12 protein-coding genes and 1 tRNA gene are annotated in these 13145 nt (G+C 65.3%); 12 read left to right on the top strand and 1 reads right to left on the bottom strand.

Translation table 11 applies throughout. From position 1 onward, the window contains the following. The first annotated feature begins 367 nt into the window (after positions 1–367). From carA to greA, 3 genes are read left to right on the top strand one after another with little or no spacing between them, the layout of a single operon-like run. Positions 368–1501, top strand: coding sequence for a glutamine-hydrolyzing carbamoyl-phosphate synthase small subunit (gene carA / locus G372_RS0103165; RefSeq protein ID WP_019623589.1), 1134 nt, complete (start codon positions 368–370; stop codon positions 1499–1501). A gap of 52 nt (positions 1502–1553) precedes the next feature. Further along, entirely contained in the window at positions 1554–4787 is a 3234-nt protein-coding gene (gene carB, locus G372_RS0103160; RefSeq protein WP_018864961.1) for a carbamoyl-phosphate synthase large subunit, read from the top strand. Next, on the top strand, positions 4784–5263 hold the full coding sequence (gene greA, locus G372_RS0103155) for a transcription elongation factor GreA (RefSeq protein WP_018864962.1): 480 nt from the start codon (positions 4784–4786) through the stop codon (positions 5261–5263). The genes carB and greA overlap by 4 nt, the downstream gene beginning before the upstream one ends. Before the next feature lie 10 nt (positions 5264–5273). Here greA and yhbY read toward each other — a convergent pair whose 3' ends face one another. Then, a complete protein-coding gene (gene yhbY, locus G372_RS0103150) occupies positions 5274–5573 on the bottom strand; it encodes a ribosome assembly RNA-binding protein YhbY (protein ID WP_018864963.1) in 300 nt (99 codons plus the stop codon). Positions 5574–5646: 73 nt separating this feature from the next. Between yhbY and rlmE the strand changes: the two genes are divergently transcribed. The 9 genes from rlmE (at position 5647) to G372_RS0103105 (ending at position 13137) form a co-directional block, all read left to right on the top strand. Further along, a complete protein-coding gene (gene rlmE, locus G372_RS0103145) occupies positions 5647–6273 on the top strand; it encodes a 23S rRNA (uridine(2552)-2'-O)-methyltransferase RlmE (protein ID WP_019623588.1) in 627 nt (208 codons plus the stop codon). Between the two features lie 44 nt (positions 6274–6317). Further along, a complete protein-coding gene (gene ftsH, locus G372_RS0103140) occupies positions 6318–8267 on the top strand; it encodes an ATP-dependent zinc metalloprotease FtsH (RefSeq protein ID WP_019623587.1) in 1950 nt (649 codons plus the stop codon). Positions 8268–8361: 94 nt separating this feature from the next. Next, positions 8362–9255: a dihydropteroate synthase gene (gene folP / locus G372_RS0103135; protein ID WP_019623586.1), complete on the top strand. Its 894-nt coding sequence runs from the start codon at positions 8362–8364 to the stop codon at positions 9253–9255. Positions 9256–9288: 33 nt separating this feature from the next. Then, positions 9289–10629, top strand: coding sequence for a phosphoglucosamine mutase (gene glmM / locus G372_RS0103130; RefSeq protein ID WP_018864967.1), 1341 nt, complete (start codon positions 9289–9291; stop codon positions 10627–10629). 166 nt (positions 10630–10795) lie between these two features. After that, positions 10796–11563: a triose-phosphate isomerase gene (tpiA, locus tag G372_RS0103125; protein ID WP_019623585.1), complete on the top strand. Its 768-nt coding sequence runs from the start codon at positions 10796–10798 to the stop codon at positions 11561–11563. Further along, positions 11560–11940: a preprotein translocase subunit SecG gene (secG, locus tag G372_RS0103120; protein ID WP_018864969.1), complete on the top strand. Its 381-nt coding sequence runs from the start codon at positions 11560–11562 to the stop codon at positions 11938–11940. Before tpiA ends, secG begins: the two co-directional genes overlap by 4 nt. A gap of 22 nt (positions 11941–11962) precedes the next feature. Continuing rightward, positions 11963–12047 (top strand) — tRNA-Leu (locus tag G372_RS0103115). 266 nt (positions 12048–12313) lie between these two features. Next, positions 12314–12670 carry an NADH-quinone oxidoreductase subunit A gene (locus G372_RS0103110; RefSeq protein ID WP_012982121.1) on the top strand — a complete coding sequence of 119 codons (357 nt, stop codon included), beginning with the start codon at positions 12314–12316 and terminating at the stop codon, positions 12668–12670. Then, the gene (locus G372_RS0103105) at positions 12661–13137 is read left to right on the top strand and encodes a NuoB/complex I 20 kDa subunit family protein (protein ID WP_012982122.1); all 477 of its coding nucleotides are present in this window, start codon (positions 12661–12663) and stop codon (positions 13135–13137) included. The genes G372_RS0103110 and G372_RS0103105 overlap by 10 nt, the downstream gene beginning before the upstream one ends. Positions 13138–13145: the final 8 nt, after the last annotated feature.

The raw sequence follows: 13145 nt of genomic DNA, 5'->3' as shown, positions 1-13145 counted from the left end.
GAAGGGCGAGGCACGCAGTGCCGAGTAATCCCTCCCTCTCCGCCAGATTCAAGCAAAGGGGCCCGAGTGGCCCCTTTCGCATGTCTGGCCCCCGAGGGCAGGTATCTGTTGCCCCCGGCAAGGGCTGTATTCGAAGGTGTTCCACGAGAGCGCTGTAGGCGTGTTCGTTGGACGTCGCGCGCGGCGCTCGCGTACACTTGCAGGCGTAACCGCACCCGTCACTCAGCCGCCGAACCGTTGCCCGAATGCGGGGTCCAGCCCCGGCAGAACGGTGCGGGCGAGGTCGGGTCGAAGATCCCGAATGAATCGCAGTACCGCCGCCGGCAAAGGGCCTGGCGGCCCCGACCCAGACCATCCGGAGGTCCCCGTGTCCGCGCCTGCTCTGCTCGTCCTGGAAGATGGCACTGTGTTTCATGGTCAGGCGATTGGCGCCCAGGGCCAGACGGTCGGCGAGGTGGTGTTCAACACCGCGATGACCGGCTATCAGGAGATCCTGACGGACCCCTCCTACCACCGGCAGCTGGTCACGCTGACCTATCCGCATATCGGCAACACCGGCACCAACCCGGAGGACGACGAGTCCGCGCGCGCCCATGCCGCCGGCCTGATCATCCGCGACCTGCCGCCGCTGGTGTCGAACTGGCGTTCGCGCGAGTCGCTGCCGGATTACCTGCTGCGTCACGGCATTGTGGCGATCAGCGGGATCGATACCCGCAAGCTGACCCGCATCCTGCGCGAGAAGGGCGCGCTGAACGGCTGCATCCAGGCCGGCGAGGTGGACGAGCAAGCGGCCCTGGCGGCCGCGCGCGAGTTCCCCGGTATCAAGGGCATGGACCTGGCGCGCGAGGTCACCACGCGCAACCGCTACGAATGGCTGGAGGGCACCTGGCAGCTCGGCGAGGAGCCGGCCCGGGTGGATCCGGAGAAGGCCGAATACCATGTGGTGGCCTACGACTTCGGCATGAAGCGGAACATCCTGCGCATGCTCGCCGAGCGCGGCTGTCGCGTGACCGTGGTGCCCGCCGAGACGCCGGTAGACGAGGTCATGGAGCTGAAACCCGACGGGGTGTTCCTGTCCAACGGCCCGGGCGACCCGGAACCCTGCACCTATGCGATCGAGGCGATCCGCGAGTTCTGCGAGCGCAAGCTGCCGCTGTTCGGTATCTGTCTCGGGCACCAGCTGCTGGGGATCGCCAGTGGCGGCAAGAGCGTGAAGATGAAGTTCGGCCACCACGGGGCCAACCACCCGATCCGGCACGAGGAAAGCGGGCGGGTGATGATCTCGTCGCAGAACCACGGCTTTGCGATCGACGAGGACAGCCTGCCCGATACGCTGACGCCGACCTACCGGTCGCTGTTCGACGGCACGCTGCAGGGGATCGCCCGCACCGACTGCCCGGCCTTCAGCCTGCAGGGGCACCCCGAGGCCAGCCCGGGCCCGCACGATGTGTCCCCGGCGTTCGACGACTTCGTCGAGATGATGCGCGCCGCGCGCCGCTAGCGCCCTCCCTACTCCAGAATTTCCGATTTCGACAGCCTGCGAGAGCCGTCACATGCCCAAGCGTACCGACATCCAGAGCATCCTGATCCTCGGGGCCGGCCCGATCGTGATCGGTCAGGCCTGCGAGTTCGACTACTCCGGCGCCCAGGCCTGCAAGGCCCTGCGCGAGGAGGGCTACCGGGTGATCCTGGTGAACTCCAACCCGGCGACCATCATGACTGATCCGGAGATGGCGGATGCCACCTACATCGAGCCGGTGGAATGGCAAACCGTCGCCCAGATCATCGAGAAGGAGCGCCCGGATGCGATCCTGCCGACCATGGGCGGGCAGACCGCGCTGAACTGCGCGCTGGACCTGTCAAACGAAGGCGTGCTCAAGAAGTTCGGGGTGGAGATGATCGGTGCCAACGAGGCGGCGATCGACATGGCCGAGGACCGCGACCACTTCAAGGCGGCGATGGCCGACATCGGCCTGGATACGCCGACCGCGATGCTCGCGCATTCCTGGGAAGAGGCACAGGAGATCCAGCCGAAGATCGGCTTCCCGGTGATCATCCGGCCGTCGTTCACCCTCGGCGGCTCGGGCGGCGGTATCGCCTACAACCGCGAGGAGTTCGAGTACATCGTCAAGAATGGGCTCGACCTCTCGCCGGTGAACCAGGTGCTGCTGGAGGAGTCCGCGCTGGGCTGGAAGGAGTTCGAGATGGAGGTGGTCCGCGACAAGGCGGACAACTGCATCATCATCTGCTCCATCGAGAACCTGGACCCGATGGGCATCCACACCGGGGACTCGATCACCGTGGCGCCGGCGCAGACCCTGACCGACAAGGAATACCAGATCATGCGCGACGCCTCGCTGGCGGTGCTGCGCAAGATCGGCGTGGAGACCGGCGGCTCCAACGTGCAGTTCGCGATCAACCCGGAGAACGGGCGCATGATCGTGATCGAGATGAACCCGCGGGTGTCGCGTTCCTCCGCGCTGGCCTCCAAGGCGACCGGCTTCCCGATCGCCAAGGTCGCGGCCAAGCTGGCGGTGGGCTACACCCTCGACGAGCTGAAAAACGAGATCACCGGCGGGCTGACCCCGGCCTCGTTCGAGCCGTCCATCGACTACGTGGTCACCAAGATCCCGCGCTTCACCTTCGAGAAGTTCCCGCAGGCCGAGGCGCGGCTGACCACGCAGATGAAGGCGGTGGGCGAGGCCATGGCCATCGGCCGCACCTTCCAGGAGTCGTTCCAGAAGGCGCTGCGCTCGATGGAGACCGGCATGGACGGCCTTGACGAGCGCATTGACCTGGAAGCCGACGACGTCGTCGACCAGCTGCGCACGAAGCTCGCCAACCCCAGCCCGGAGCAGGTGCTGTACGTGGCGGATGCCTTCCGCGCCGGCTTCTCGATCCAGGACATCTTCGACCTGACCGCGATCGATCCCTGGTTCCTGGCCCAGATCCAGGAACTGGTCGATGTCGAGAAGGGCCTGCGCGACCGCATCCTGGGTGACATCAAGGCCGAGGAGATGTACCGCCTGAAGCAGCGCGGCTTCTCCGACCTGCGCCTGGCGACGATCCTCAACGAGACCGAGAAGGCCGTGCGCAAGCACCGCCACGCCCTCGGCGTGCGCCCGGTGTACAAGCGGGTGGATACCTGTGCGGCCGAGTTCGCGACCACCACCGCCTACATGTACTCCTCCTATGAAGAGGAGAATGAGGCGGAGCCGACCGACAAGCAGAAGATCATGGTCCTGGGTGGCGGGCCGAACCGGATCGGCCAGGGCATCGAGTTCGATTACTGCTGCGTGCATGCCGCCCTCGCGATGCGCGAGGACGGCTACGAGACCATCATGGTCAACTGCAACCCGGAGACCGTCTCCACCGACTACGACACCTCCGACCGGCTGTATTTCGAGCCGCTGACCCTGGAGGACGTGCTGGAGGTTGTCGCGACCGAGAACCCGGCCGGTGTGATCGTGCAGTACGGCGGCCAGACCCCGCTGAAGCTCGCGCGGGATCTCGAGGCGGCGGGCGTGCCGATCATCGGCACCAGCCCGGACTCGATCGACCTGGCCGAGGACCGCGAGCGCTTCCAGGCCCTGCTGAACAAGCTGGGGCTCAAGCAGCCGCCGAACCGCACCGCGCGCAGCGAGGAAGAGGCGGAGAAGCTGGCCGACGAGATCGGCTACCCGCTGGTGGTGCGCCCGTCCTACGTGCTCGGCGGACGCGCGATGGAGATCGTGCGCGACCGCGAGGACCTGCGCAGCTACATGCAGCACGCGGTCTCCGTCTCCAACGATGCCCCGGTGCTGCTGGACCGCTTCCTGGATGACGCGATCGAGGTCGATGTCGATGCGATCTCGGACGGCGAGAACGTGATCATCGGCGGGATCATGGAGCACATTGAGCAGGCCGGCGTGCACTCGGGCGACTCCGCCTGCTCGCTGCCGCCGTTCTCGCTGTCGATGGCGCTGCAGGACGAGATGGTCGAGCAGGTGCGCAAGATGGCGCTGGGACTCAAGGTCGTGGGCCTGATGAACACCCAGTTCGCGATCAAGGGCGACGACATCTACGTGCTGGAGGTCAATCCGCGCGCCTCGCGCACCGTGCCATACGTGTCCAAGGCCGTCGGACGGCCGCTGGCCAAGATCGCCGCGCGCTGCATGGCCGGCCAGACCCTGCCCGAACAGGGCGTGGGCGATGCCGTGTACCCGGACTACTACTCGGTGAAGGAATCGGTATTCCCGTTTGCCAAGTTCCAGGGCGTGGACCCGATCCTGGGGCCGGAGATGAAGTCCACCGGCGAGGTGATGGGGGTCGGGCGCAGTTTCGCCGAGGCCTTCGCCAAGAGCCAGCTGGGCGCGGGCGTGTTGCTGCCGTCGGCCGGCAAGGCCTTCGTGTCGGTGCGCGAGATCGACAAGCCACTGGTGGGCGAGGTGGCCCGCCGCCTGGTCGAGCTGGGCTTCGAGGTGCTGGCGACCCGGGGCACGGCGAAGATTCTGGAAGAGGCCGATATCGCGGTGACGCGCGTGAACAAGGTCACCGAGGGCCGCCCGCATATTGTCGACATGATCAAGAACGACGAGATCAGCTTCATCATCAACACCGTGGAGGGCAAGCAGTCGACCTCCGACTCCTACACCATTCGCCGCGAGGCGCTGATGCACAAGGTGGGGTACACCACGACCATCGCTGGCGCCCGCGCTACGGTGCAGGCCCTGGACCACCTGGGAGCGAATGACGTCTTCCGGCTGCAGGACCTCCACCAGGAAAATCTTGGAGGGAAGCGCGCATGAACAAGACCCCGCTGACCGTAACCGGCGCCGAGAAGATGAAGGCGGAGCTGAAAAAGCTCAAGGCCGAGGATCGCCCGCGGGTGGTGAATGCGATTGCCGAGGCGCGCGAACACGGCGACCTGAAGGAGAACGCCGAATACCACGCCGCGCGCGAGCAGCAGAGCTTCATTGAAGGACGAATTCGTGAGCTGGAGGCCACGCTTGCGAATGCCCAGATCATCGACGTGACCACCCTGCCGCAGACGGGCAAGGTCGTGTTCGGCGTGACCGTCGTGCTCGAGGCTACCGAAGACGGGCGCCAGGTGACCTACAAGATCGTCGGTGACGACGAGGCCGACATCAAGCAGAACATGATCTCGGTGTCCTCGCCGATTGCACGGGCGCTGATCGGGAAGGAAGAGGGCGATGTCGTGACGGTGCAGGCCCCCGGTGGCGAGACGGAATACGAGATTCTGGAGGTCCGCTACGTAAACTGACGTAGCCGGATCACGCCGGGTCCAGGGTCACCTTCGGTTCGTCCGGGTTTCGGCGGAACAGGGTTGCCACGTAGCCAATGCGCTGGACCAGTGCCGCACCCGTGCGTTCGCACAAGGCCTCGACGGTGCCATTGCGGGCCTCGCGGTCGCCGATATTGACCTTGATCTTGACCAGTTCGTGATGCGCCAGTGCCTGTTCCAGCTCCTTGACCACGGCGTCCGTCAGGCCATTGCGGCCGATGGTCACGATGGGCTTGCGCGGGTGGGCGAGGCTGCGCAGATGGCGGCGTTGCGCGTCGGTCAGATTCACGTGGGATTCGATTCGGTATTGGAACACGGAAATTGTAGCACGCGGATCGCGTGTTTGATCCTGGAGAACTGCGGTGCCCAAGCGTAGCCGTTCCAGTCAGCGCTGGCTGAAGGAGCACTTCGACGACCCGTACGTGCAGCGGGCCCAGCAGGAGGGCTGGCGCGGTCGAGCCGTGTACAAGCTGCAGGAGATCGACGAACGTGACCGGCTTCTCAAACCGGGCATGCGTGTGGTCGACCTGGGCGCTGCGCCGGGCGGCTGGACGCAGTACGCCGCGCAAAGGATCGGTCGCAAGGGGGTGCTGGTGGCCTCCGATATCCTGCCGATGGATCCAGTACCCGGTGCCACGATTATCACCGGTGACTTTCGCGAGGACGCGGTCCTGGAGGCGATCCTGGAGGCGCTGGACGGTCAGCGCGCGGATCTTGTGCTTTCCGATATGGCCCCCAACCTGACGGGTACGGATGCCATTGACCAGCCACGCTCGATCCATCTGTGCGAACTGGCACTGGAGCTGGCCTGCGATGTGCTGAACCCTCGGGGTGCGCTGCTGGTCAAGTTGTTTCAGGGCGAGGGATCGGATGCCTTTCTGGCCGAAGTGCGGCGCCGGTTCGAGAAGGTCCAGGTGCGCAAGCCGCAGGCCTCGCGTCCACGGTCACGGGAAGTGTACGTATTGGCGCGCGGCCCCCGGGATGTGTAAAGCTCGCAGGAATCCACGTTCTTATAGTTTCTTGAGGTGTCGTTTTGAACGGTCTGGCCAAGAATTTGATCATCTGGGCGGTCATCGCGATCGTCCTGATGTCGGTGTTCAATAACTTCAGCCCGCAACAGCAGCAGGATGTGCGGAGTATTACCTATTCCGAGTTCATCCGGGATGTACAGGGCGGTCGTATCGACAGCGTCACCATCGAGGGCGACAAGATTCGCGGTCAGACCATCGAGGGTCAGCGTTTCAGCACCGTGAATCCCAACGACACCGGGCTGATCGGGGATCTCCTCCAGAACAATGTGGAGATCAACGCGCAGGAGGATGCCGAGCGCGGGTTGCTGATGAGCATTCTGATCAGCTGGTTCCCGATGCTGCTGCTGATCGCCGTGTGGATCTACTTCATGCGCCAGATGCAGGGTGGCGGTGGCGCCGGTCGTGGGGCGATGTCCTTCGGCAAGTCCAAGGCCAAGCTGATGTCCGAGGACCAGGTCAAGGTCACGTTTGGCGACGTGGCCGGGTGCGACGAGGCGAAGGACGAGGTCTCCGAGCTGGTCGACTTCCTGCGTGACCCCTCCAAGTTCCAGAAGCTGGGCGGACAGATCCCGCGCGGCGTGCTGATGGTCGGCTCGCCGGGTACCGGGAAGACGCTGCTGGCCAAGGCCATCGCCGGCGAGGCCAAGGTCCCGTTCTTCAGCATCTCCGGTTCCGACTTCGTCGAGATGTTCGTCGGCGTGGGTGCCTCGCGAGTGCGTGACATGTTCTCCGAGGCCAAGAAGCACGCCCCCTGCATCATCTTCATCGACGAGATCGATGCGGTCGGCCGCCAGCGTGGCGCCGGCATGGGTGGTGGTCATGACGAGCGCGAGCAGACGCTGAACCAGCTGCTGGTCGAGATGGACGGCTTCGAGGGTACCGAGGGGATCATCGTGATTGCCGCGACCAACCGCCCGGATGTACTCGATCCGGCGCTGCTGCGCCCGGGCCGATTTGACCGTCAGGTGGTGGTGCCGCCGCCAGACGTGCGGGGCCGCGAGCAGATCCTGAAGGTCCACATGAAAAAGACGCCGCTGGCGGATGACGTGCGCCCCGATCTGATCGCGCGGGGTACGCCGGGGTTCTCCGGTGCGGATCTTGCGAACCTGGTCAACGAGGCGGCGCTGTTTGCGGCGCGCGCCGGCAAGCGCCTGGTCGACATGAGCGACTTCGAGCGCGCCAAGGACAAGATCATGATGGGCGCCGAGCGCAAGTCCATGGTGATGTCCGAGGACGAGAAGAAGCTGACGGCCTACCACGAGGCGGGCCATGCGATCGTCGGGCTGACGGTCCCCGAGCACGACCCGGTGTACAAGGTCAGCATCATCCCGCGCGGGCGCGCCCTGGGCGTGACCATGTTCCTGCCGGAGGAAGACCGCTACAGCCACTCCAAGACTCGGCTGGAGAGCCAGCTGGCGAGCCTGTTCGGCGGGCGCCTGGCGGAAGAGATCATCTTCGGCGACGAGAAAGTGACCACCGGTGCCTCCAACGACATCGAGCGTGCCACCCAGATCGCCCGCAACATGGTGACCAAGTGGGGGCTGTCCGAGAAACTGGGCCCGCTGGATTACGGAGAAGAGGAAGGGCAGCCGTTCCTGGGTGGTCAGATGGGCAAGTCCAAGCCGATGTCTGACGAGACCGCGCGGCAGATCGATGCCGAAGTGCGCCGGATCATCGACACCAACTACCAGCATGCGAAGCAGATTCTGCTGGACAATCTCGACAAGTTGCATGCGATGGCCAAGGCGTTGATGAGGTACGAGACCATCGACGACAAGCAAATCGAGGACATCATGGCCGGCCGCGAGCCGCGTGAACCGGCGGACTGGGACAGCGACAGCGGTTCCGGTGGGTCGGCGCAGGCGAGCGACGAGTCCGCCGCCGACTCCGACGATGGCCGGGAGGACGGCGACAGCAAGGGCGTCGTCGGCGGACCTGCTCCGCAGTCCTGATCGACGCACCAATCGGGTGGCAACAGGCAACAGGCCACCATGGGCCGCCAGGGACTCTCTGGCGGCCTTTTCATTTGGCGGGGAGCACCAAGACATGGGCATGGATACGCAAGGCGTGACCGCGATCCTGCGTTGCGGAGGGCACCAGCTGGCGCTGGACCGTCCTCGAATCATGGGCATCCTGAACATCACCCCGGACTCGTTTTCCGATGGTGGGTCGTATCACCGTGTGGAGCAGGCCCTGGCGCACGCCCGCGCGATGGTGGAACAGGGGGCCGACCTGATCGATATCGGGGGCGAGTCGACGCGCCCGGGGGCGCAGCCGGTTGCGCTCGAAGAGGAACGCCGGCGGGTGTTGCCCGTGATCGAGGCCCTGTCCACGGAACTGGATGTGCCGTTGTCGGTGGACACGATGAAACCGGAACTGATGCGCGAGGCCGTGGCGGCCGGGGCCACCCTGCTGAACGACGTCAACGGGTTCCGCGCCGAGGGGGCCTGGGAGGCCGCCGTGGCCGCCGCGCGCGAAAAGGGTGTGGCCCTGTGCGCGATGCACATGCAGGGGGAGCCGCAGTCCATGCAGCAGGCCCCGCACTACGAAGATGTCGCGCGGGAGGTCGGCGAGTTTTTGCGCGATCGGCGCGAGGCGCTGGTGCGTGCGGGCGTTCCAGGCGAGCAGTTGCTGCTGGATCCGGGCTTCGGGTTCGGCAAGACGCTGGAGCACAACCTGGCGCTGTTCCACGCACTGCCCGTGCTGGCCGACCTCGGGTCCCCGCTGCTGGTGGGGGTGTCGCGCAAGTCGATGATCGGTGCCCTGCTGGGTGATCGCCCGGTACAGGAACGTGATGCCGGTTCCGCGATTGCGGCGCTGCTGGCGGCACAGGCCGGCGCGCGTGTCCTGCGTGTGCACGATGTCGCAGGGACGCGGGATGCGCTGGCGCTATACTTCGCACTGACACCACAGGCATGGCGGGGCTCCCGCCAGCCGTGATTCATATTCGACGTTAAGGGAGAAGCAAGCGGCATGGGGCGTTATTTCGGCACCGACGGGATTCGTGGGCGGACTGGCGACTGGCCGATGACGCCCGAGTTCGCGCTGCGTCTGGGCTATGCGGTGGGTGAGGTACTGGGCGCGAGATGCCAGCGTCAGGGCCCGGTGCTTGTCGGGAAGGACACCCGGGTCTCGGGTTACATGTTCGAGTCGGCCTTGCAGGCCGGCTTGTCGGCGGCGGGTCTGGATGTGGCCCTGCTGGGTCCCATGCCGACGCCCGCGGTCGCCTACCTCACACGCACCTTCCGCGCGACGGCCGGTGTGGTGATCAGCGCTTCGCACAATCCGTTTCACGATAATGGCTTCAAGTTCTTCACTCCGGAGGGCGACAAGCTCGCCGATGAGGTGGAGGAGGCCATCGAGGCGCGGCTGGAAGAGCCGCTGCGCTCGGTGGACGGAGAGCACCTGGGCAAGGCCGTGCGCATCGCGGACGCCGCCGGCCGCTATATCGAGTTCTGCAAGAGTGCGATTCCGGCACGCTCGGAGCTGCGCGGCCTGCGCGTGGTGGTTGATTGTGCCCATGGGGCGACCTACAACGTGGCCCCGCCGGTATTCGAGGAGCTCGGGGCCGAGGTGGAGGTGCTGGGCGCCCGCCCGGATGGTTACAACATCAACGCGGGTGTGGGCGCGTTGTACCCCGAGGTGATGGCCGAACAGGTAAAGGCCTCCGGAGCTGACCTCGGCATTGCCCTGGACGGCGACGGCGACCGGGTGATCCTGGCGGATGCGAATGGCAACATCGTTGATGGCGACCAGATCCTGGGGATCCTCGCGCTGGATCGCCAGCAGTCCGGCCTCCTCCGCGGAGGGGTGGTCGGCACGTTGATGACCAACCTCGGGCTCGAGAACGCCCTGAGTGAGCAGGGCATTCCGTTTGTTCGTGCGAAGGTGGGGGACCGCTATGTGCTCGAGGAGCTGCGTCAGCGTGACTGGATGCTGGGCGGTGAAGGGTCGGGCCACATTGTCTGCCTGGAGCATACGACCACGGGCGATGGAATCGTCGCGGCGTTGCAGGTGGCCCACTTGATGCATCGTACCGGCCGCTCGCTCGCCCAGCTCGCGGTGAAGATCCCGAAGCTGCCGCAGTGTCTGGTGAATGTCCCGCTTGCGGGCAAGGCCAATGGCTGTCTTGAAGCACCCGCGGTGCGTTCCGAGGTCGCCGCGGTGGAGGCCGAACTGGGCGTGCACGGGCGTGTCCTCCTGCGTCCGTCGGGTACCGAGCCGCTGGTGCGTGTGATGGTGGAGGCCGAGGACGAGAGCACTACCCGCCAGGCCGCCGAACGCATCGCCGACAGTATCCGCACGGTCGTTTGACCCGGATCATCGGGCGCGCGGTGCCCGTTCGTGCTTCCCCCCGACCAAGTGCCGGGCTCGGTTGATTTGCGCCGGGTGCGCCGGTAACATCCCGCCGCTCTAATCATTATGATCGGACTCCGTGTATCTGACCGGATCCGACCGTTCTCGCAGGAGGAAGATCCGCATGCGCAAGCCGCTGGTCGCCGGTAACTGGAAGATGAACGGTTCGCGCGAGGCGAACCGCGCCCTCCTGTCGGCCCTGAAGGGTAGTCTGGGTGACCTGCAGGGCGTCGACGTCGCGGTGTGTCCGCCCGCCGTCTATCTCGCCGAGATCGCCGACACCCTGTCGGGCAGTGTGATCGAGGTGGGTGCCCAGGACTGCTCGGATCAGGAAAAGGGCGCCTATACCGGTGAGCTGGCCGGTTCCATGCTGGCCGAGGCGGGCTGCCGTTACGTGATCGTTGGTCACTCCGAGCGCCGCGAGCGCCAGAACGAGACCAGCGAATGGGTGGCGGCCAAGTTCATCGCCGCCCAGGCCGCCGGCCTGACTCCAATCCTGTGTGTGGGCGAGCAGAAGAACGATCGCGAGGACGGACGCACCGAGTCGGTGGTGTCCGAACAGCTGGACGCGGTACTCGATGCGGCCGGCGTCGAGGCCTTCGACCGTGCCGTGATCGCCTACGAGCCGGTCTGGGCGATCGGGACCGGTCTGACTGCCACGCCCGAGCAGGCGCAGGAAGTGCATGCCTTTATCCGCAACCGCATCGCGGGGCGTGATCCCCGCGTGGCCGCGGATCTGCGCATCCTCTACGGCGGCAGCATGAAGGCCGACAACGCTGCGGGTCTGCTGGCGCTGGAAGACATCGACGGCGGCCTGATCGGTGGCGCCTCGCTGGATGCCGACGCCTTTACCGCGATCGCCCGTGCAGCGGGCGAGCGGGTCGCGGCATGATCTACGGGTTGCTCCTGGTCGTTCAGGTGGCGGTCTCGATCGCCCTGATCGCCCTTGTGCTGATGCAGCATGGCAAGGGTGCCGACGCGGGTGCGGCCTTTGGCAGTGGCGCGTCTGCGACCGTGTTCGGCGCACGCGGGTCGGCGAATTTCCTGAGCCGTTCCACGGCCTTTCTCGCGGTGGTGTTCTTCCTGAACAGCCTGACTCTGGCCTATCTAGCTTCCTCGACGCCTCAGGCGGAAAGCCTCATGGACCAGCTGGAGGCGCAAGAGCTTCAGGAAGAGGGCGACATCCCGGAAGGGGTTCCCGGGACGGTCCCGCCGGAGGAAGAGGCGGATAGGCCGGCACCCGATCGCCCGGCCGACGTACCTGAGTAGGCCGTTGCGGCCTCGTAATCAAGCAGATGTGGTGGAATTGGTAGACACGCTATCTTGAGGGGGTAGTGGCGAAAGCCGTGTGGGTTCGAGTCCCACCATCTGCACCATATTTAACGGCGCTCGGAGTCATGCTGTAATGTGGCGCCGAGAGTCAAAACAAATAAAAATCAGTAACTTATAAAATAAGAGACACTTGACACCGTTTTTGCGGTTCACCTAGACTCCGTGCCCGGTATGCGCCCCGGCCTCGTCCATCGAGGTGGCCACCTGCCGGCGCATTCAACCAGCAACGCTAGAACGGCTCGCGGACGCGCCGGATCCACGCGGCACCCTGCGAACCGACCCGCCCGAGGGCGGTGTACGGGAGAGAGACATGCTGGAAGGTTATCTACCCATCCTGCTGTTCATCGCAGTGGGCATCGTGATCGGCATCGTGCCGCTGGTGGTCGGGATGGCCGTCGGGCCACGCAAGCCGGACGCCGCGAAGAACTCGCCATACGAGTGCGGCTTCGAGGCCTTCGAGGACTCGCGGCTGAAGTTCGACGTGCGCTTCTACCTGGTCGCGATCCTCTTCATCATCTTCGATCTCGAGATCGCATTTCTCTTCCCGTGGGCGGTATCGCTGGATGCCATTGGCCTGTTCGGGCTTCTTGCGATGGCCGTGTTTTTGCTCATTCTGGTCGTTGGGTTCATTTATGAGTGGAAGAAGGGGGCGCTGGAATGGGAATAGAAGGCGTTCTTGAAAAGGGCTTCGTCACCACCTCGGCTGACAAGCTCATCAACTGGGCGCGTACAGGCTCCCTGTGGCCCATGACTTTCGGCCTGGCTTGTTGCGCGGTGGAGATGATGCATGCGGGTGCTGCGCGCTATGACCTGGACCGTTTCGGGATCATCTTCCGGCCCAGCCCGCGCCAGTCGGACGTGATGATCGTCGCCGGCACGCTGGTCAACAAGATGGCTCCGGCGCTGCGCAAGGTGTACGACCAGATGCCCGAGCCGCGCTGGGTGATCTCGATGGGTTCCTGCGCGAATGGCGGCGGCTACTACCACTACTCCTACGCCGTGGTGCGCGGGTGCGACCGCATCGTGCCGGTGGATGTCTACGTGCCGGGCTGTCCGCCCACGGCCGAGGCACTGCTCTACGGCATCATCCAGCTGCAGAACAAGATCCGGCGCACGAACACCATCGCGCGCTGACGCACCCG

It is taken from the genome of Thioalkalivibrio thiocyanoxidans ARh2 (assembly GCF_000385215.1).
Lineage (GTDB): Bacteria > Pseudomonadota > Gammaproteobacteria > Ectothiorhodospirales > Ectothiorhodospiraceae > Thioalkalivibrio > Thioalkalivibrio thiocyanoxidans.
This window is presented reverse-complemented; position numbering and strand designations above follow the sequence as displayed.